Origin of the sequence: Euzebya sp., from assembly GCF_964222135.1 — a bacterium.
GTDB lineage: Bacteria > Actinomycetota > Nitriliruptoria > Euzebyales > Euzebyaceae > Euzebya.
Genome location: NZ_CAXQBR010000092.1, coordinates 35,554 through 54,310, shown reverse-complemented (window position 1 = coordinate 54,310; position 18,757 = coordinate 35,554). Strand labels below are relative to the sequence as shown.

The following is an 18,757-nucleotide window of genomic DNA, read 5'->3' as shown; positions in this document are numbered from 1 at the left end:
TGCTGGTCGATGACGGGTTGGGGGCGTTCGTGGGTCAGGACGCCCAGATCGCGCGGGCGGTGGACCAGGGGGCGCGGGCGACGGATGTGTTCAGCCGGAGCTTGGGTGATCAGGTGCCGGCGATCCGGGATCTGTCGTTGGTGGCGGAGGCGTTGGGGCCGGTGGGGGATGAGTTCAACCGGTTGGGGTCGGTGATCGATGGGGGGGCGTTGGGGACGATCTCGGAGAACCAGGACCGCCTGCGCACGTTGCTCACCTCGTTGGATGGGTTCAGCGATCAGTTGGATGTGGTGTTGGAGCTGACGCGGCCGGATCTGGATCGGTTGATCGTGGAGGGGGACAACGTCACGCGGTTGTTGTGGACCTACCGGCCGGAGCTGGCCGACCTGGTCGTCGGCATCCGCGACTACACCCGCATCTACGCCTACGAGCCCCTGCGGGACGAGGGGTTCAGCGGCAACGCGGTCGGCTTCCAGGTGATGTTCGAGAACCCGATCGGTGAGGAGTTCTGCGGCTCGGTCGCCGGCGCGCTCCGCGCCCTGATCCCGATCTGCGCCGAGGGGCCGAACCCCCCGGACACGCCACCGGGCCCCCAACCCCCCGAGCTGCCGGACCTGCCCCTCCCCGACCTCCCCGTCGCCACCGGCCCGAGTGCCACCGGACAGAGCGCCGCCGCCCAGCCGTCGGCCGAGCCGCCCGCTGTCCCCGACCTCCCCGTCCTCGAGGTCCCCGCGACGGTCGACACGCGCCCCGAGTCGCCCGGCCGCGGCCTCGAGGCGATCATCGAGGGGCTGCTCGGCCGCTGACGCCCCTCAGGCGCCGCCCGTGAACGCGTCACGGGCCGCGACCACCCGCCGGTGGGCGCCGCGGGCGACCTCGACGTCGCCCTCGAGGACGACGACGGTGAAGTCGAGCTTGCGGCCGTCGACGGCATCCCGCGTCGCCGCGGCGGTCACCGTGCCGCCGACCTGGGTCGGCCGGAGGTGGTCGAGCTCGATGTGGACCCCGACGCTCGTCACCTCCGGGTCGAGCTGCCCGCTGAGGGCTGCCACCGCCGCCTCCTCCGCCAGCGCGACGATGCGCGGGGTCGCCAGCACGGGCACGTCGCCCGAGCGCAGGGCGACCGCGGTGTCGTCGGCGGTCACGGTCAGGCTGACCGAGCCGGCCAGGCCGGTCGGCACCGTGGGGATGTCGGTCATGTCGCAGGTCCTCCTCGCGGACGCCCGGTTGGCGCGTCCGCCGATCGGACAGGCAGTATGGAGGGTCGCCCGGGTCGCCCGCACCTCTCCACCGCGGGGTGACCTGCGCGCATCCACCGAGCGTCCCCTCCACCGAAGGACGGTGAGCCTGCGATGACCGGCCCTGCCGGCGTGATGTCCGTGATCCTGCTCGAGACCGCCGTGGGCGGTGCCGTCGTGATGTGGGCCGGCGGGGTCTGGGGCGTGGTCCGCCGCGGCTTCTTCGTCCTGACCGGCGTGTTCCTCGCCCTCTGCGCCGCCGGTGCCTGGGCCATCACGGGCACGGGGGCGGGCGCCCCCTCCACCGCGCTCGCGGCCTTCACGATCCTGCTGGTGGTGTGGCAGGTCCTGCTGCTCGCCGGGCAGCAGTCCGCGAGCCGCTGGGTCGGCCTGGCCGCCGCGGTCGCCGGTCTGGTGACCCTGCCGGTGTTCGCGACCCTGCGGGATGCCGCCGTCGCCCGCGGCGTGGCCGAGCTGGTCCTCGGCTCGGCGTTCCTCGGCTCGGCGTTCTACGGCCTGCTGCTCGGCCACTGGTACCTGGTCGAACGGCGCCTCTCCAACACCTACATGATCCGCGGGGCGCGGTGGTTCGCGGTCGGGACCGCCGGCGCGATCGGCGCCGCCGCGCTCAGCGCGATGAACCCGATCCCGAGCGACACGACCCAGTTCTCCCCGTTCCTGCAGACCGACGACTTCACCGTCCTGCTGGCCGGCGGGCTGGTCGCCATCTGCGTGATCATCGCCGGCTTCCTGATCCGCCTGGCCAACGAGGGCGGGCGCTCCATCCAGGCGGCGACCGGCTACTTCTACCTGGCCGTGATCATGGCCTTCAGCGCCGAGATGGCGAGCAAGTTCCGCTTCTTCGTCTGAGTCGGGGCGGCGGTACGGTGGCGGCCGTGCCCGAGCCCAGCCAGACCCGCCCGTCCCCGGTGGTCGGCGCGATCGCGGTCGCGATCGCGGCCCTCCTCGTCCTCGCGGGGCTGGTCGTCGCGACCCGGGACGACCCCGTCGAGCTGACCGGCGGGCCTGCGGGCGCGACCCCGGATCCGACCGCCGGCGTGCCCGCGACCGCCGGTCCCGTCGCGGACGAGCCCTCGGCGGTCCCGTCCGCGACCCCGTCCGGGGCCCCGACCGCCACACCGCTGCCGCTCCCCGACGCCACCGCCGATGACCCGGTCGACCCCGCGGCACCGGCGCCGACCATCGGGCCGGGCCCGACCGGCGCGCCGCTCGCCGGCCTGCCGACCGCCGCGGACGCGCCCGGGGGCAGCGCGCTGCCGACCGGGACGTGCGTCACCGACACCAGCCGGCCCGAGGACGTCGCATCGGTCACGCCGACGGACTGCGCCGCGGAGCACACCGGCGAGGTGTACCTCAGCGTCGTGCTCACCCAGCCGGCCGACACGCCATACCCCGGCCTGGAGGTGCTCGAGGAGGGGGCGCGCGAGCTCTGCCGCGGGCAGGCCTTCGAGACCTACGTCGGGGTCCCCTTCGCCGAGTCCCGCTTCTTCACCTACGCCCTCGTGCCGACCGAGGCCAGCTGGGCCGGCGGGGATCGGGACGTCGCCTGCGTCCTCTACGACGTCGCCGGGCCGATGACCGGCACCCAGCAGGGCAGCGGGCGCTGACCCGACCCGGCCGACCGGGGGTTTACAGCCGCAGGGCCGTCCCGTAGAGTCGGTGTTACATAAGAGCCGGATTTGTAACATCTCCACGCCAGTCACCGCAGTCCTCGCCCCCGGCTCGGGAGCACCACCGTGACCCTCACCCCGTCGCCCTCGAAGGCCAACCGGACCGCTGACGGCCGGCGGACCGGCTTCGGATCGCTGTCCCAGGGCGGTCTGAACTGGGACGCCCTGCCGCTCAAGCTGTTCGCCGGCGGCAACGCCAAGTTCTGGAACCCCGCCGACATCGACTTCAGCACCGACGCCCGCGACTGGGCGGCGCTGAGCGACGACGAGCAGTTCCTCATCAAGACCCTCACGAGCCTCTTCATCGCGGGGGAGGAGGCCGTCACCGAGGACATCCAGCCCTTCATGGAGGCGATGAGCGCCGAGGGGCGGCTGGGTGACGAGATGTACCTGACCCAGTTCGCGTTCGAGGAGGCGAAGCACACCCAGGCCTTCCGCCTGTGGCTCGACGCGATCGGCGTGACCGAGGACCTGCACCAGTACGTCGAGCAGAACGCCGGCTACCAGCAGATCTTCTACGACGAGCTGCCCAAGCGGCTCGGCGCCCTCCGGACCGACCACTCCCCGGAGGCGCAGGTCCGCGCGTCGGTCACCTACAACCACGTCGTCGAGGGGACCCTCGCCCTGACGGGCTACTACGTCTGGAACCGCATCATCACCGAGCGCGGCATCCTGCCGGGGATGCAGGAGATCGTCGCGCGCATCGGTGACGACGAGCGGCGCCACATGGCCTGGGGCACGTTCACCTGCCGACGCCACGTCGCCGGCGACGACGCCATGTGGGACGTCGTGCAGGACCAGATGACCGCCATGCTCGAACCGGCGCTCGCGATCGTCCGCGACCCCTACGAGCGGTACCCGGAGAAGGTGGCGGCCACGAACATCCTCACCGACATGGACGAGGTCGTGCAGTACGCCTTCGACCGCGGCACCCGCCGACTGGGCACGATCGAGTCCGCCAGGGGCCGTGACGTGGCCGAGATCGACCTCGACCACAGCCCCGCCGAGCTCGAGGAGACCTTCGCCGCGGAGGACGCGGAGGCGCTGGCGGCCCTGCGCTAGCTAGAGGGCTGGAAGACCGCGACGAGGATCCCGTCCCCGATCGGCAGGATGAGCCCGGCCAGGTCGGGGTCCTCGGTCACCCCGTCGTTGAAGCGGCGCAGGCCCTCGGTGTCCTCGTCGTCCACCAGCGGGTCGGCCACCCGTCCGCCCCACAGGACGTTGTCGGCGATCAGGACGCCGCCGGGGCGGAGCAGCCGCTTGGCGTGCTCGAGGTACTCGGGGTACTCGGACTTCAGCGCGTCGACGAACACGATGTCGTAGGCGGCATCTGCCAGCTTGGGCAGCATCTGCAGGGCGGGGCCGAGGAGGGACCGCACCCGGCTGGTGACCCCCGCCTCGGCGAAGGCCTGCTGGGCGAGCGCCTGGTGGGAGGAGTCGATCTCGATCGTCGTCAGGATGCCCTTCGGGTCCATCCCGCCGAGGAACCACAGGCCGCTGTAGCCGCCCCCCGAGCCGATCTCGACGACGGTCCGCGCGTGCGTGGCGCGCGCCAGGAACCGCAGCACCGCGCCTGACTCGGCGGGCACGGCGGGGATGTCCGCCTCCTCGCTGCGTGCCCGGGCAGCCCGGAGCGGCTCGTCCTCGCCCTCGGCCAGGCCGCGCAGGTAGGTGGCGATGCGCTGATCGTTGAGCATCACCCGCAGCCTACCCGCGGTGACGGCGGGAGCGGTGGAAGGCCCGCGGCCGGGGCAGTCTGGGCGTCGATGGTGGACGCGGGGACGGACGACGATCCCGGCCGGGCAGCCCCCCGCCTCGGGGTGACCGCGGTCGTGGCGGCGCTGTCCGCGCTGCTCGGCGTCGCCGTCGGCGCCTGGATCGCGGCCCTCGTCCTCGACGACCCCGCCGGCCCCGGCGCGGTCGCCGTCGGTGATGGGGGGAGAGGTGGCGTGGCCGACGTCGCGGCGGCGGTCCTCGGCTCGGTCGTGCGGGTCGACGTGCGCGGCATCGGCGACGGCGGATCCGGCAACGCCGCCGGGGTGGTCCTGGACGGCGAAGGCCACGTGGTCACCAACCACCACGTCGTGGCCGGTGCGACCGCCATCACGGTGTCGACCGACGACCGCCACGGGCTCCGCGCCGAGCTGGTCGGCAGCGACCCGCGCACCGACGTGGCGGTGCTGGCGGTCCCGGACCTCGACGCGGACCCGATCGCGGTCGCCCCCTCGGCGGACGTCCGGGTCGGTCAGCTCGCGGTCGCCGTCGGATCGCCCTTCGGGCTGGACGGGTCGGTGACCGCCGGGGTCGTCAGCGCCGTCGACCGGCCGATCGACCTGCGGGTGCCGGACGGCAGCACCGTCCGCCTGGCCGGCGTGCTGCAGACCGATGCCAGCATCAACCCCGGCAACTCCGGTGGCCCGCTCGTGGACTCCGACGGGCGGATGATCGGCCTGGCCTCGGCGGTCCTCGGCGACCAGACCGCCGGGGAGGTCGGCTTCGCGATCCCCTCCGACGTGGTGGTCGCCGTCGTCGAGGAGCTGCTCGCGTCCGGGAGCGTGGCGACCCCCTACCTCGGCGTGGCCGGCTCCGACCTCGACGCCGCCGCCAGGGAGGCGCTCGGCGTGGACGGCGGTGCGCTGGTCGAGCGCGTGGCCGAGGGCAGCCCCGCGGCGGGTGCCGGCCTGCGCGCGGGCGACGTGGTCACCGCGGTCGACGGCGAGCCGCTGGACGGCGTCGACCACCTCGTCGCCCGGGTCACCGACGCCGAGGTCGGCGCTAGGATCGACCTCCGGTACCTCCGCGACGGCGCGGTGCGCACCGCGACCGTCACGCTGGGGCGTGCCGACGACTGACGACCGACCGACGCACCTACCGACGCGAGACGACACCGATGGGCAGCTTGGGGTTCTGGGAGATCGTGGGCCTGGCCGTCATCGCGCTGTTCGTCTTCGGCCCCGAGCGGCTGCCCGGCATGGCGCGCAGCGCAGGTCGGACGATCGCCGCCATCCGCCGGGAGGCCAACAAGACCCTCGGCGAGCTGAAGGACGCGGTCGACCTCGACGACGACATCGCCGAGGTCGCCCGGGACGCCCGCGAGCTGCGCACGTCGCTGAAGGACGTCCGCCGGACCGCCCTGTCGACCGTCATGGGCCCCGTGGACGAGGTGCGGGGCGAGCTCGCCGGTGTGCGCAGCCAGGTGGAGGGCAAGCCCCAGTCCGGCCCGGGCATGGCGGACCTCACCCCGACACCGGCCGGTGCGGTGCCCGGTGACGCCCCCTTCGACCCGGACGCGACGTAGGCATGGCTCCTGCGCACCGCGCAGACGCGCGGCTGGGCGACGTCGTCCGCGCCACCACGGGGCGGGTCGGCTCCTCCGACGACATCGCCCGGCTGACGACCGACCTCGGGTCGATGTTCATGGTCGTGTTCGCCGCCGCGACCCTGTCGCGCCTGGGCCACCACCGGCGCGCGATCGAGGTGCTGGCGGCCGGGACCCTCGGCTGGTCGGTCGCCCAGCAGGCCAAGGAGATCGTCGACCGGCCCCGCCCCTACGAGGCAGAGGGCACCCGCCGGCTGATCCCCGAACCGGTCGGCTCGTCCATGCCGTCGGGGCACTCCGCGGTCGTGTTCGCCGTCGCCGCCGTCCTCGCCGACCGGTCGCGTCCCGGGCGGCGGTGGCCCTGGCCGATCATGGCCCTCTGGGTGCCGATGACCCGCGTCCACCTCGGTGTGCACTACCCGGCCGACACCCTCGTCGGCGCCACCCTCGGCCTGGGTCTCGGCCGTGCGGTGCTGTGGGCGGCCGACCGGCTCTGGGACGCCGCGCCGGCGTGGGCGGTGGCCCGCCGGCTGGTGCGCGGCCGGCGCTGACCCGTCGGCGGGCAGCTGACGGGCACAGCCGGGGCGTCAGACCATCAGGTCCCGCCGCTCGTAGCGCGCCAGGCCGACCAGGGCAGCCGCGACCGCCAGGCCGGCCAGCAGCGCCGCGCCGATCGGGTCGAACCCGTTGCGGAGGGGCTCCTCGGCCAGGTACCAGCTGAACGGCGAGATCGCGGTCATCCAGCCGGCGTCGACCGTCGGGCCGATCGCGTCGAGCACGAAGCCCAGGACCGCGACCCCGGCGCCGACGCCGACGGCCACGCCCTTGCGACCGGTGGACGCGCCCGCCGCCGCGGTCACCGTGGCGACCGCGCCGACGAGCAGCAGCAGCATCGCGCCGGTGGCCACGACGTCCCCGACGCGGACGTCGAGCTCGAGCAGCGGGACGAAGGCGAGGGTCACCACGACCAGCGCGGTGACCAGCCCGGCGAGGGCGATCCAGATCGCCGCGAGGCGGCCGAGGAGGACCTGGCCGCGCCCGACCGGCGCGGTGAGCTCGAGCTCGAGGGTGCCCGCCTCCTCCTCACCCGCGACCAGGCCGCTGCCGCGCTGCACCGCGAACACCAGGAGGAGCGCGGGTCCGAGCAGGCCGTACACGGTGGAGGACAGGTAGCCCGCCGCCGTCCCGATCTGGTCGTAGCCGAGGGCCGTCACGACCCCCTCGGGCAGGTTGGCGACCAGGTCGTCGAGCTCGGCCCCGCCGATGGAGGGGTAGAAGCTGATGTACATCGCGGCGACCGCGCAGACCGCGAGGGTCCACAGGGCCAGGGGCCGGCGTTGCTCCGACAGGACCCAGCTGGTGATCGGCCGGGTGCCGGCCGGGCGGGTGGTCGCGGGACGGTCAGCGGACATCGGTGGTCGCCTCCTCTGCGGCGTCGGTCGGCGGCAGCCGGTAGAAGTCGAGGAACAGGTCCTCGAGGTCACGGTCGGCTGCGGACCACGCCATGACGCGGTGGCGGGCCGCCACCTTCAGCAGCGGGTCCGGCGGGCCGTGCAGCCGGCACGTCAGCGTGGTCCCCTCGACCGCGGGGTCCTCGACGCCGTCGACGGTCGCGAACTCGCCGACCTCGACGGGGTCGGCGAAGCGCAGGACGACGTGCTGGCCGGCCCGCTGCCGGAGGACAGCCACGTCGTCGACGTCGACGATGCGGCCCTCGCGGATGATCGCGACGCGCCCGGCGACCTCCTCGATCTCGCTGAGGACGTGGCTCGACATGAGGACCGTCGCGCCGCCGTCGCGGGCCTCGCCGACCAGGTCGAGGAACTCGCGCTGCAGCAGCGGGTCCAGCCCGCTGGTCGGCTCGTCGAGGATCAGCAGCTCGGGGGTGTGCATGAACGCCTGCACGACCCCGACCTTCTGCTTGTTGCCCTTGCTCAGCCCGCGGATCGGGCGCTCGAGGTCCAGCCCGAACCGCGCCGCCAGCGGGCCGATGCGGTCCGCGCCCCTGCCGCCCCGCAGCGCGGCGAGGTGCCCGAGCAGCTCACCGGCGGTCCGGCGACCCTGCGTCACGAGCTCGCCGGGCAGGTAGCCGATCCGGGCGCGCAGCGCGGGTCCGCCCGCTGCGGGTGCGACCCCGAGCACCTCGACGGTCCCCGACGTCGGTCGGAGAAGGTCGAGGAGGATCCGGATCGTCGTCGACTTGCCGGCGCCGTTGGGGCCGAGGAAGCCGAACACCTCGCCCCGTCGTACCTCGAGGTCGAGCCCGTCGAGCGCCCGGACGGTCCGGTAGTCCTTGACCAGGCCTTCGGTGCGGATGACGACGTCAGCGTCCATCGGGGTCCTCCTCGTCGGGATCGCTCGCTCCGGGGTCGAAGGCCGCGCGGAGGTGCGCCGCGGCCTCCGGGGTGATCAAGGCCCCGCTGAGCACCTCGAGGGCGGGCAGGAAGTACGGCGCGACCTGCGCGGGGCTCGAGCCGAAGTCGTCGGCGAGGATGTCGACGCCGAGGAGGGCCTCGACGTGGCTGTGCAGGACGAGCGCGCCGAGCGACCAGATCGTGATGACGCTCGCCACGCCGTGGGGATCGCGGATCGGCCCGAGGATCCCCGTGTCCACACCGGTCGACATGTACGCCGCGGCGTCGGCGACCATCGTCCGCAGGAGGTGGGTGACCTCCGGGGTGCCGTCGGACAGCGTCTTCGCCAGGTACCGCAGGACCGGGGCCTGCTGCTGGCGGCGCAGGGCGGACATCACGTCGATCCCGAGCCCGGCGGACATGGCCTCGGACTTGCCCTCGCGGACGACCGCGGCGACGTGGGTGTCACAGACCACCCGGAGCGCGTCCTTCGACCCGAAGTGGTGGATGACCAGACCTGGGGACACCTCGGCGCGCTGGGCGATCGCCCGGACGGTGGTCGCGGCGACGCCGTCCTCGGCGAAGCACTCGATCGCCGCATCGCGGATCCGCACGGCCGTCGGGGAGAGCGCCTCGTCGGTTGAACGCACGTTCAATAGGTTGAACGGTTGTTCAGTCCTTGTCAAGTGCGCGGTCGAGACCCCGTTGATACGTGGCCATCCACCCCGTTCGGACAGGGGTTGGCGGCCCGTGGACGTGGCACGGTCTCCGTGAGCCGATCGTGACCGGAGGGCACACCGTGGAGGACACCGACCGAGGCGCCATGCGCCGCGATCAGGTCCTGTGGATGGTCACCGGCCTGCTGATCGGTCTCGCGCTGTCCCTGGCGCTCGACTCGGTGGCGTTCATGGCCATCGGCGTCGGCCTGGGTGTCGCGTTCCAGGAGCAGGCGAAGCGGGACGCGCGCAAGCGCCACGCCGGCGGGCAGGACCAACCCGCCTAGCGGCCCTCAGGCGGGCCGCCCAGCCCTCGGACGCCCGGCGGTCAGAACTTGAGCGGCAGGGACCGGCCCACGAGGGACGTGCGGGACTTCGCCAGCCGCTGGGCGACCTCGGCGAACCGCTGGCTGGCCGGGGCGTCCGGGTCGCTCGCGACCAACGGCGTGCCGCTGTCGGATCCCTCGCGCAGGCGGGGGTCGATCGGGATCGACGCCCACAGCTCGGTGTCGAGCTCGGCGGCCAGCAGCTGTCCGCCGCCCTCGCCGAAGATCCGGTACTCCGTGCCGGTGTCCGGGGCGACGAACGTGGCCATGTTCTCGATCACGCCGGTCACCCGCATGCCCGTCTGGGCGGTCATCTGCCCGGCCCGCAGGGCCACCCGCTGGGCGGCCTGCTGCGGCGTGGTGACCACCAGCATGTCGGCGTTCGGCAGCATCTGGGCCAGGGAGATCGCGATGTCGCCGGTGCCCGGCGGCAGGTCGCACAGCAGGAAGTCGAGGTCGCCCCAGTGGACGTCGGCGAGGAACTGCTGGAGCGCCCGGTGCAGCATCGGACCGCGCCAGATGACGGGCTTCTCGGCGTCGACGAAGAAGCCGATCGAGATCACCTTGACGCCGTGCGCCTGCAGCGGCATCACCATGTTGTTGAACGCGACCGGACGTCCCTCGACGCCCAGCATCCGCGGGATCGAGTAGCCCCACACGTCGGCGTCGAGGACCCCGACGCTCTGGCCCTGCTGGGCCAGCGCGACCGCGAGGTTGGTGGTGACGCTCGACTTGCCCACCCCGCCCTTGCCGGAGGCGATCGCGATGACCTTGGTCCGCGAGTCGGTCTGGGCGAACGGGATGACCACCTGCCCGCCGGGGGCCTTGCCCGCCCCGCCGCGGACCTTCTCGGCGACCTTCGCCCGCTGCTGCTCGGTCATCGAGCCCAGCCGCACGTCCACCGCCGTCACGCCCTCCACCCTGGTCAGGGCGGCCGTCACCTCGCGGGTGATCGTGTCCTTCATCGGGCAGCCGGGGACGGTGAGGAGGACGTCGACGGTGACCGCGCCACCGTCGATCGCCACGCCGTCGACCATGTCGAGCTCGGTGATCGGCCGGCCGATCTCGGGGTCGTCGACCGTCCCGAGGGCCGCCATGACCTGCTCAGTCGTGGGCACGGGTATGCACGCTCCTAGCGGGGTTGTGGGCGGGGTGGTCATGGTAGCTGGACCCCGCGGCGGCGCTGGTCGCGGCCCGGCCCGCGACGGTCAGCGCTCGACGTCCTCGAGGAGCCGCTCGAGTCGGTTGAGCGCGTCGGTCCGCAGGCGCTCGTCGTCGTAGGCGTCGCCGCGATCCTCGGGTGCGTCCGCCGCGGGGTCGCCGAGATCAGCGCCCCACAGCGACGGGTCGTCCTCGGGCAGCATCTCGAGCTCGCTGACCTCGACGCGCTGGAACGCCGGCTCGTCGGGGACCACACCTTCGTCGCGGGCGTAGGTGAGCACCTCGGGGGAGTAGGTCGGCTCGTCGTCGAGTGCGGCCGCGGCGCGGCTGGCGGCCAGCTCGGCGTCGGCGATCTCCGCGAGCACCGCCTCCTCCTCGGCCAGCAGGTCCGTCGGGGTGGTCCGCATGATCTCGTCGAGGGTGGTGATGCCCTGGCGGGCCTTGATCAGCCCGTCCTCGCGGAGCGACCGGAGGCCGCTGTCGCGCGCGGCGCGGCGGATCGCGTCCTCCTCGGCGCCGGCCATCAGAGCGGCCTTCACGTTCTTGTCGACCGTCAGGATCTCGAGGAACGCGATGCGGCCCTTGTAGCCCGTGCCGCCGCAGGCCTTGCAGCCGGTGCCCTTCACCCAGCCGTCGAAGGCGACGTCCTCGGCGGACAGGCGCAGGCGCTCGATCTCCCGCTCGGTGGGCGTGTGGGGCGCGGCGCACTTGCTGCACACCCGCCGGCCGAGGCGCTGGGCGACGACCATCGTCAGCGACGAGGCGATCAGGTAGTCGGCGATGCCGAGGTCCGCGAGCCGCGTGACCGCGCCGGGGGCGTCGTTGGTGTGGAGGGTCGAGAACACCATGTGACCGGTGAGGGACGCCTGCAGCGCCAGCTCGGCGGTCTCGAGGTCCCGGATCTCACCGACCATCACCGTGTCGGGGTCCTGGCGCAGGACGGTCTTCAGCGCGGTGGCGAAGGTGAAGCCGATCCGGTGGTTGACCTGGGTCTGGTTGACGCCGGGGAGCTCGTACTCGACCGGGTCCTCGATCGTGATGAGGTTGTGCTCCTCGTCGCTCAGGTGGTCGAGGAACGCGTACAGCGTGGAGGTCTTGCCGGCGCCGGTCGGCCCGGTGAGCAGGCACAGGCCCTGGGGGCGCTCGATGTGGGCGAGGACGTTCGCCATCTGCTGGTCGGACAGGCCGACCTCGTCGAGCTTGAGCTGCTCCGCGCCCTTGCGCAGCAGCCGCATGACCATCTTCTCGCCGTGCAGCAGCGGCAGGGTCGAGACGCGCAGGTCCACCTCGCCGGAGCGGTCCCGGTACGTCGACCGGCCGTCCTGGGGGCGGCGGCGCTCGGCGATGTCCAGCGACGCGATCAGCTTCAGGCGGCTGATCAGCGGGCCGTGGACCTTCTTCGGGAGGGTCATCACCTCGTGGAGCACGCCGTCGATGCGGTAGCGGACCCGTGAGCCGTCCTTGCCGGGCTCGACGTGGATGTCCGAGGCGTTGCCGTGCAGCGCGTCGTGGATGATCTGCTCGGCCAGGCGGATGACCGGACCGGCCTCCTCGACGGAGTCCGCGATGTCGTCGGCCTCGTCGGGCACCGCCTCGGTCTCCGAGGTGATCTGGTCGAGGAGGTCGCCGGTGCGGCTGCCGTCGGACAGGTACACCTGCTTGAGCGCGTCGCCGATGCGCTCCTCGGGGGTGACGATCGGCCGGATGCGCCGGGCGCCGGCGGACAGGCGGACGTCGTCCATCGCGACGATGTCGGTCGGATCGGAGGTGAGGACCACCAGGGTCCCGTCGTTCTCCGTCCACAGGGGCACGATGCCGTGACGACGGGCCAGCGTCTCGGGGATGGCCTCGCGGGCGCCCGAGTGCGGGGTCGGGAGGTCGGTGTCGGCGAACTCGAGGCCGAACTGCTTCGCGACCATCCGGGAGATGTCGGCGGACTTGACGAACCCGAGGCGGGCGAGGGTCTCACCCAGGCGCTCACGGCGGCCGTTGACGACCATCCGCGAGGCCAGCGCCTCGAGGAGCTCGCCCTGGGTGATCAGGCCCTCGGCGACGAGCCATTCGCCGATCGGCATCTTGCTGCGTCGTTGCTCAGTCATCATCCACCCATCAACATCGGTAGGGTCTGGCCCGTCTTGAACCTCGAGCCCTCGAAACTCCGGCCTGCGCTGCTCCTCCTCGTCGTGCTCCTGCTGTCGGGCTGCCGGCTGCAGGTCGACGTCGGGGTCGCGGGCGACCCCGACGGCGGGGGCACGTTGGAGGTATCGGCCACCACCGACGCCGAACTTGAGCAGACCGCGCGCGAGGCCGGTGTCGACCCCCTCGGCCGCCTCGTCGACCGCGTGGCCGCACTCGACGGCCCCTGGGACGTCGACGAGCAGGTCGACGACACCGCCGGCACCCGATCGGTGACCCTCTCGCGCGGGTTCGAGCCGGGCGGCTTCGCCGCCGCCTACGAGGAGCTGCGAGCCGCCCTCGACGCGCCGGAGGGCCGGGTGCTGGGTCCCCTCGACGTCGCGGTCGACCCCGAGACCGCGCTGATCACCGTCGAGGGCACGCTCCCGCTCGAGGTGACCGACGTGGCGGCTGCCGACCTCGGCACCGACGTGGCCGCGCTCACCGAGCAGCTCACCGGCGTGGTCGGCTCGTCGCTGACGATCACCACCCCGGGCCCGCTGGTCGACGGGTCCGTGCAGGGCGACCCCGAGGTGGTGGTCGAGGACCAGCCGGCCGCGGTCCCGTACCCCGACGCCCCCGCGACCCTCACCTGGCGGGTCGACCCGGGCACCACCGCGCAGGTCGGCGCGACGTTCGAACCCGGTGGGTCACCCCTCGTGACGATCCTGCTGTACGCCGGCGGGGCGGTGGTGGCGGTGGGCTTGGTCGCCGGCGGCGTGTGGGCGCAACGGCGCCGCTGACTTACTCGCCGCCGCGCTCGGCGAGGATGCGCTTCTTCTCCGCCCGCACGTAGGCGGCCTTGGCCTTCGCACGGGCGACGCGCTCGGACTTGCCCTCCGCGACGAGCTTGTCGAAGACCTCCTGGTCGATCTGGGCCTCGACGTGGATGTCGTCCTCGGGGCGCTTCTCGACCTCGGCCTTCTGCTCCTCCGCCGGCGCGTCCCCGGCGGCCGCCTGCCCGGCGGTGGGCGCGGCGGTGGCGGTGGAGCCCGCGAAGCGGGGGGTCAGGGCGAACAGCGTGCAGTTCTCGCGCCACCGGTCGACCGCGCCCTCGCCGTCGGGCAGGTTCAGGCGCTTGCCGATCCCGGCGGTGGCGATCTTCTCCCAGCGGGGGTCGTCGGTCGGCACGACCTCGACGTCGGCCGCGGTCCGCACCACCGCCGAGCGGTGGTCCTTCGACCGCGCGACGATCTGCACCTCCGGCGTGGTCGCGGTCAACCCCTCGATCTGCTGCTCGGTCGGGCCGCTGAAGACGTAGATCGTCCCGCCGTCGAGGACGTACCAGGCGGGCTGCTGGTGGTCTTCGTACACCAGCCCGCGGGACCGTCGGCGCAGCCACTTGCGCCCGTCCGGCTTCTCGGGGTTCGGGGTGACGATCCACATGATCGAGCCCTTGCCCAGCGCCTTTGACAGGGTCTCCTCGGCCATGACCGCCGGGTCGCCGCCCTCGCCGACCTCGAGGAACATCGGCACCGTGCCGACCTCGTCGCCGTCGACCACGAACGTCAGCTCGTGCTCGTCCCCCCGGTCCATGACCAGGCGGGGCAGCCGGGTGATGACCCGGTCCTCGAACTGCTCGCCGCGCAGCTCGACCTTCCGCTCAGCCGACCGGTGCAGCTCCCGCCCGGTGGCGTCGCTGATCGTGAAGTACTCGAGGTAGGTGCCCTGGGGGCCCTGGTAGTCGCGGACCACGACGAAGGGGTGGCTGGTCCCCGGCACCGAGTCGATCCGCACCACCGGGTCCAGCAGGCTGGGGTCGACGCGGGACGCCTCCCAGATCTCGGTGTCGATCGCGAGGGCGTAGTGCACGTCGGCGCGGGTCATCGCGTCTGCGGGCTCCTTGGGAGGGGAGGTGGCTGGCGGGGGCCCGGTGCGGGCGCAGGGACGTCGGAGCATACCGCGTGCCCTCGGCCGAGCCCCAGCCGGCGGACGGGCGGTCGCTAGGCGCCGAGCACGTCGCGGAGGCGGGCGGCGAACGCCTCGGGCTGGCCGTGCTGGCCGAACTCGCCGCCGAGGAACCCGCCGTGGTGGCTCGGGAACTCCACCAGCGGCAGCCCGACGGCCTGGGCGACCGCCGCGGCGGTGCGCCAGGTCACCGTGCCCGCGGACTCGATGCCGGCCGCGATCACCAACCGGGTCCCGGTGGTCCGGAGGGCGTCGACACCGAGGGCGTCGACCTGCAGGTCGTGGGCGGTGATCGCGTTGGACGCGCCCGACAGGAGCGGGTCGTCACGGGCCCCGTCGTCCTCGGCGGGCAGGCCGAGCTCCGTCGGATCGGGGGCGGGCGCAGCGGCGAAGGCGTCCCCGAACTCGCCCTGCCACGACGTCAGTGCGATGAAGTGGGCCATGCCCGCGCCCCAGCCCCTGGCCCGGTAGGTGGCCTGCACCGCCCGCTCCGCCGCGAGGGCCGCCTCCGCGTCGGGCAGGACCGTGAGGATCGGCGGCTCGTGGGCCACCACGGTCCGCAGGTCGCCGGGGTGCCGGGCCGCCCACGCCAGCGCGGTGACGGCGCCGCCGCTCGAGGCGAACACGTCCGCGGGGCCGTCGACCAGCGCGGTGACGAGCGCGTGGAGGTCGTCGGCCTGGCGCACCGGGTCGTGGTCCACCAGCCCATCGCGCCTCGGGCTCCGGCCCACCCCGCGGGGGTCGGTGGTCACCAGCGTCCGGTCGGCGAGGTGCGCGGCCAGCGAGGTGAAGCCGCTCGCGTCCATCGGGTGGCCGATGAGCACCAGCGGCGGTTCGTCGTCGTCGGACGGCGGCAGGGCGCCGCGGACGTCGTAGGTCAGGGTGGCGTCCCCCAGGTCGAGGGTGCGCGTCACCGGGGCCGGCGAGGCGGTGGGGGTGGGCACGGGTCGCTCCTCGGTGATCGGGTCGTGCGGCGGGTCGGGACCGTCGCGGATCCGACGGTCATCCTCGTCCGAACTCATCGCGCGCGGGTGGCTGGGGCGTGGCGACGGCGACGGGGCACCATGGGGCGCCGTGCCCGTGACCCGCCCCACCGATCCCCCTCCGGTCGACCACCTCGCCAGGCCGCTCCTCGAGCGCCCCGGCACCGTGCGGGTCCTGTTGGTCCTGGGGGTGGTCGCGGTGTCCTTCGCCGCCATCCTCATCCGCGTCGCCGACGCCCCGGCCCTGGCGCTCGCCTTCTGGCGGTCGCTCGCGGGTGCGCTGGTCCTGGCACCGTTCGCGCTGCGCTCGACCGACGTCGTCGACGCGCGCCAGCGCCGGGACCTCGTCCTGAGCGGGGTGTTCCTCGCCGTCCACTTCGCCCTGTTCATCGGCGCGTTCGCGCTGACGTCGGTGGCGTCAGCGGTCGTGTTCGTGGCGACGTCGCCGGTGTTCGTCGGGTTGGGGGCGTGGCTGTGGCTCGGGCAGGCGCCGTCGCGGCGCACCTGGGCGGGGATCGGCCTGGCCGTCGCCGGCGCGGTCGTCGTCGGGGTCGGTGACGCGGGCAGCGGCGGGACCGGCTCCAACCCGCTGCTGGGTGACCTCATGGCCCTCGGCGGCGCGGTGGCGGTCAGCGGCTACCTGCTCATCGGCCAGCGCTCGCGGCAGCGGCTGGGGGTCGCGACGTACGGCATGTGGGTGTACGGCACGGCGGCGGCGGTGCTGGCCGTCACGTCGCTGGTGGCCGGCAGCGCGCTGGTCGGGTTCGACGCGGTCACGTGGTGGGCGATCCTCGGGCTGATCGTCGGACCCCAGCTGCTCGGGCACACGATCTTCAACCAGGTCCTGAACGTCGTGCCGGCCACCACCGTCGCCGTCGTGGTCCTGTCCGAGCCGGTCGGCGCGAGCCTCCTCGCGCTGCTCCTCCTCGCCGAGGTGCCCCCACCCCTCCTCGCCGTCGGCGGTCCCCTCATCCTCGCCGGCGTCTACCTCGCCTCGACCGGTCGCCGGGGAGGTGGCCGGGTGAGGGTCCGACCCGGATCCCAGATCTGAGGGGTGGGTCTGCCGGTGGGGCTGGGACCGAGATCTGGGCCTTCGGTCCGGCGACGGGCGCCCCAGATCTGAGCGGTGGGTCCGCCGGTGGGGTTGGGACCGAGATCTGGGAGTCGGGTCACGGGCGCATGAGGTCCCACACGCCGTGCTCGCGGAGGAAGTCCTCGAGGAGGGGGACCAGGGGGAGGGCGAGGAGCTCGGGTCGGCTGACGAAGGCGACCGCCACGGCGTCGTCGCCGGCGACGGGCTCAGCATCCCCCTCCACGTCGACCCACCAGTCGTGGATGACGATGTGGTGGTCCGGGCCGATCCGCTCGGCGATCCCGCACAGCCCGCGGGGGGTGCCGACCAGGCCGGTCTCCTCGGCCAGTTCGCGGACGACACCCTCGGCGATGGTCTCGCCCACCTCGAGGCGACCCCCCGGCACCGCCCACAGGCCCCGGCCTGGCGGCCGACCCCGCTGGACGACGAGCAGCCGCCCGTCGCGCAGGACGATGACGCCGATGCCGATGGTCGGGTGGTCCACGACCGTCGAGGATGGCACGGCCGGCCCGGGCACGGCCCTGCAGCCCGGTACTACGCTGCCGCCATGGACCTCTCCCTCTCTGACACCCAGGCCGGGATCAAGCAGCTCGCGAAGGACTTCTGCGACCGCGAGCTGGCCCCCAACGCCCGCGAGCTCGACCGCACCGAGGCGTACCCCGAGGAGCTGGTCCCGAAGCTGTTCGAGGTCGGCTTCCTCGGCGCGACGATCCCGGAGGAGCACGGGGGGATGGGCCTCGACTACCTCTCCTACGGCCTGATCGTGGAGGAGGCCGGGCGCACCGACGCCTCGGTCCGATCCATGATCAGCGTCAACCTGGGCCTGGTCGCGTCGTCGATCCTGAACTACGGCACCGACGAGCAGAAGGCGGAGTGGCTGCCCCGGTTGGCCGGCGAGCGGGACCCGGGCCTGGGGGCGTTCGGCCTGACCGAGCCCGACCACGGGTCAGATCCCTCCTCGATGACGTCCTTCGCCCGTCGGGACGGCGAGGACTGGGTGATCAACGGGTCGAAGATGTGGATCACGAACGGGTCGCGGGGCGTGCTGACGGTGGTGTACGCCAACACCGACGACGGGATCACCGCGTTCCTCGTGCCCCAGGACGCCGACGGCTACGAGGGCCGGCCGTTGCACGGCAAGCTCGGCCTGCGGGCGGGGGACACCGCGGAGGTCACCCTCACGGACGTGCGGGTGCCCGGCGACGCGGTGCTGGGGGAGGTGGGCCGCGGGCTGCGGATCGCCCTGCACAGCCTCGACAACGGGCGGATGTCGCTGGCGGCGGGGTGCACCGGGATCTCCCAGGCCTGCCTGGACGCGTCCTTGGCCTACGCCGCCGAGCGCGAGCAGTTCGGCAAGCCGATCGCCGGGTTCCAGCTGGTGCAGGAGCTGTTGAGCGACATCTACCTGGACCTCGAGGCCAGCCGGTCGCTGTGGCAGAAGGTCGCGTGGCTGCACGACCTGGGGGAGCGGCACACGATCGAGTCGAGCGTGGCGAAGACGTTCTGCTCCGAGGCCGCGGTCCGCAACGCCAACCGGGCGGTGCAGGTGCACGGCGGGTACGGCTACTCCGACGAGTACCCGGTCGGCCGCTACCTGCGCGACGCGCGCGTGACCACCCTGTACGAGGGCACCAGCCAGATCCAGCGGCTGCTGCTGGGCCGCCACCTGACCGGCGTGAGCGCGTTCACGTAGCCGGCGGCGTGCGGGCGTCGTCGGTCGCCTCGAGCGGCTGAGGTCTGTCAGCTTCGTCCCGCGGGGCGCAACGAATGCGACAGACCTCGCCGGGGGTGCG

At 73.4% G+C, this 18,757-nt stretch carries 20 protein-coding genes and 1 pseudogene; 11 read left to right on the top strand and 10 right to left on the bottom strand.

The annotated features are described in order from the left end of the window. A pseudogene (locus ACEQ2X_RS20265) lies at nucleotides 1-806 on the top strand (hypothetical protein); the annotation flags it as partial. Between the two features lie 6 nt (nucleotides 807-812). On the opposite strand, the gene ACEQ2X_RS20260 reads toward ACEQ2X_RS20265, so the two are convergent. Then, the gene (locus tag ACEQ2X_RS20260; protein ID WP_370327686.1) at nucleotides 813-1,199 is read right to left on the bottom strand and encodes a thioesterase family protein; all 387 of its coding nucleotides are present in this window, start codon (nucleotides 1,197-1,199) and stop codon (nucleotides 813-815) included. A 153-nt stretch (nucleotides 1,200-1,352) separates the two neighbouring features. Between ACEQ2X_RS20260 and ACEQ2X_RS20255 the strand changes: the two genes are divergently transcribed. The 3 genes from ACEQ2X_RS20255 to ACEQ2X_RS20245 all read left to right on the top strand — a co-directional run bounded on the left by ACEQ2X_RS20255 (nucleotide 1,353) and on the right by ACEQ2X_RS20245 (nucleotide 3,991). Beyond that, nucleotides 1,353-2,108, top strand: a complete 756-nt coding sequence (locus tag ACEQ2X_RS20255; protein ID WP_370327685.1) for a hypothetical protein — start codon at nucleotides 1,353-1,355, stop codon at nucleotides 2,106-2,108. A 26-nt stretch (nucleotides 2,109-2,134) separates the two neighbouring features. Next, on the top strand, nucleotides 2,135-2,866 hold the full coding sequence (locus ACEQ2X_RS20250; protein WP_370327684.1) for a septum formation family protein: 732 nt from the start codon (nucleotides 2,135-2,137) through the stop codon (nucleotides 2,864-2,866). Between the two features lie 129 nt (nucleotides 2,867-2,995). Continuing rightward, nucleotides 2,996-3,991 carry a R2-like ligand-binding oxidase gene (locus ACEQ2X_RS20245; RefSeq protein ID WP_370327683.1) on the top strand — a complete coding sequence of 332 codons (996 nt, stop codon included), beginning with the start codon at nucleotides 2,996-2,998 and terminating at the stop codon, nucleotides 3,989-3,991. Here ACEQ2X_RS20245 and ACEQ2X_RS20240 read toward each other — a convergent pair. Continuing rightward, complete coding sequence (locus tag ACEQ2X_RS20240; RefSeq protein ID WP_370327682.1) at nucleotides 3,988-4,626, bottom strand: O-methyltransferase; 639 nt, start codon at nucleotides 4,624-4,626, stop codon at nucleotides 3,988-3,990. The two genes, ACEQ2X_RS20245 and ACEQ2X_RS20240, sit on opposite strands and share 4 nt — an antisense overlap. A 69-nt stretch (nucleotides 4,627-4,695) precedes the next feature. Here ACEQ2X_RS20240 and ACEQ2X_RS20235 point away from each other — a divergent pair, with 69 nt between their 5' ends. From ACEQ2X_RS20235 to ACEQ2X_RS20225, 3 genes are read left to right on the top strand one after another with little or no spacing between them, the layout of a single operon-like run. Then, entirely contained in the window at nucleotides 4,696-5,781 is a 1,086-nt protein-coding gene (locus ACEQ2X_RS20235; protein WP_370327681.1) for a S1C family serine protease, read from the top strand. Between the two features lie 38 nt (nucleotides 5,782-5,819). After that, nucleotides 5,820-6,227: a twin-arginine translocase TatA/TatE family subunit gene (locus tag ACEQ2X_RS20230; protein WP_370327680.1), complete on the top strand. Its 408-nt coding sequence runs from the start codon at nucleotides 5,820-5,822 to the stop codon at nucleotides 6,225-6,227. 2 nt (nucleotides 6,228-6,229) lie between these two features. Further along, on the top strand, nucleotides 6,230-6,799 hold the full coding sequence (locus ACEQ2X_RS20225; RefSeq protein WP_370327679.1) for a phosphatase PAP2 family protein: 570 nt from the start codon (nucleotides 6,230-6,232) through the stop codon (nucleotides 6,797-6,799). Nucleotides 6,800-6,835: 36 nt separating this feature from the next. Here the strand turns inward: ACEQ2X_RS20225 and ACEQ2X_RS20220 are convergent, their stop codons facing one another. The 3 genes from ACEQ2X_RS20220 to ACEQ2X_RS20210 are packed head-to-tail and all read right to left on the bottom strand — an operon-like array spanning nucleotide 6,836 to nucleotide 9,252. Continuing rightward, nucleotides 6,836-7,660 (bottom strand): ABC transporter permease subunit, encoded by an 825-nt coding sequence (locus tag ACEQ2X_RS20220; RefSeq protein WP_370327678.1) that lies wholly within the window; start codon nucleotides 7,658-7,660, stop codon nucleotides 6,836-6,838. Beyond that, on the bottom strand, nucleotides 7,650-8,582 hold the full coding sequence (locus ACEQ2X_RS20215; protein ID WP_370327677.1) for an ABC transporter ATP-binding protein: 933 nt from the start codon (nucleotides 8,580-8,582) through the stop codon (nucleotides 7,650-7,652). The genes ACEQ2X_RS20220 and ACEQ2X_RS20215 overlap by 11 nt, the downstream gene beginning before the upstream one ends. Continuing rightward, the gene (locus ACEQ2X_RS20210; protein WP_370327676.1) at nucleotides 8,572-9,252 is read right to left on the bottom strand and encodes a TetR/AcrR family transcriptional regulator; all 681 of its coding nucleotides are present in this window, start codon (nucleotides 9,250-9,252) and stop codon (nucleotides 8,572-8,574) included. The genes ACEQ2X_RS20215 and ACEQ2X_RS20210 overlap by 11 nt, the downstream gene beginning before the upstream one ends. Before the next feature lie 149 nt (nucleotides 9,253-9,401). On the opposite strand from ACEQ2X_RS20210, the gene ACEQ2X_RS20205 reads away from it, so the two are divergent. Further along, nucleotides 9,402-9,605, top strand: coding sequence for a hypothetical protein (locus tag ACEQ2X_RS20205; RefSeq protein WP_370327675.1), 204 nt, complete (start codon nucleotides 9,402-9,404; stop codon nucleotides 9,603-9,605). Nucleotides 9,606-9,646: 41 nt separating this feature from the next. On the opposite strand, the gene ACEQ2X_RS20200 is transcribed toward ACEQ2X_RS20205, so the two are convergent. Together ACEQ2X_RS20200 and ACEQ2X_RS20195 are read right to left on the bottom strand one after the other, a co-directional pair. Then, nucleotides 9,647-10,804: an Mrp/NBP35 family ATP-binding protein gene (locus ACEQ2X_RS20200; RefSeq protein ID WP_370327674.1), complete on the bottom strand. Its 1,158-nt coding sequence runs from the start codon at nucleotides 10,802-10,804 to the stop codon at nucleotides 9,647-9,649. A gap of 48 nt (nucleotides 10,805-10,852) precedes the next feature. Beyond that, on the bottom strand, nucleotides 10,853-12,880 hold the full coding sequence (locus ACEQ2X_RS20195) for a GspE/PulE family protein (protein ID WP_370327673.1): 2,028 nt from the start codon (nucleotides 12,878-12,880) through the stop codon (nucleotides 10,853-10,855). 60 nt (nucleotides 12,881-12,940) lie between these two features. Between ACEQ2X_RS20195 and ACEQ2X_RS20190 the strand changes: the two genes are divergently transcribed. Further along, nucleotides 12,941-13,723: a hypothetical protein gene (locus tag ACEQ2X_RS20190; protein ID WP_370327672.1), complete on the top strand. Its 783-nt coding sequence runs from the start codon at nucleotides 12,941-12,943 to the stop codon at nucleotides 13,721-13,723. A gap of 1 nt (nucleotide 13,724) precedes the next feature. On the opposite strand, the gene ACEQ2X_RS20185 is transcribed toward ACEQ2X_RS20190, so the two are convergent. Both ACEQ2X_RS20185 and ACEQ2X_RS20180 read right to left on the bottom strand, forming a co-directional pair. Next, nucleotides 13,725-14,807 carry a hypothetical protein gene (locus ACEQ2X_RS20185; protein ID WP_370327671.1) on the bottom strand — a complete coding sequence of 361 codons (1,083 nt, stop codon included), beginning with the start codon at nucleotides 14,805-14,807 and terminating at the stop codon, nucleotides 13,725-13,727. 116 nt (nucleotides 14,808-14,923) lie between these two features. Then, the gene (locus ACEQ2X_RS20180) at nucleotides 14,924-15,832 is read right to left on the bottom strand and encodes an alpha/beta fold hydrolase (protein WP_370327670.1); all 909 of its coding nucleotides are present in this window, start codon (nucleotides 15,830-15,832) and stop codon (nucleotides 14,924-14,926) included. Nucleotides 15,833-15,962: 130 nt separating this feature from the next. Between ACEQ2X_RS20180 and ACEQ2X_RS20175 the strand changes: the two genes are divergently transcribed. After that, nucleotides 15,963-16,922: a DMT family transporter gene (locus ACEQ2X_RS20175; protein WP_370327669.1), complete on the top strand. Its 960-nt coding sequence runs from the start codon at nucleotides 15,963-15,965 to the stop codon at nucleotides 16,920-16,922. A gap of 118 nt (nucleotides 16,923-17,040) precedes the next feature. Here ACEQ2X_RS20175 and ACEQ2X_RS20170 read toward each other — a convergent pair whose 3' ends face one another. Beyond that, complete coding sequence (locus tag ACEQ2X_RS20170) at nucleotides 17,041-17,448, bottom strand: NUDIX hydrolase (protein ID WP_370327668.1); 408 nt, start codon at nucleotides 17,446-17,448, stop codon at nucleotides 17,041-17,043. A 63-nt stretch (nucleotides 17,449-17,511) separates the two neighbouring features. On the opposite strand from ACEQ2X_RS20170, the gene ACEQ2X_RS20165 reads away from it, so the two are divergent. Then, on the top strand, nucleotides 17,512-18,657 hold the full coding sequence (locus tag ACEQ2X_RS20165; RefSeq protein WP_370327667.1) for an acyl-CoA dehydrogenase family protein: 1,146 nt from the start codon (nucleotides 17,512-17,514) through the stop codon (nucleotides 18,655-18,657). Nucleotides 18,658-18,757: the final 100 nt, after the last annotated feature.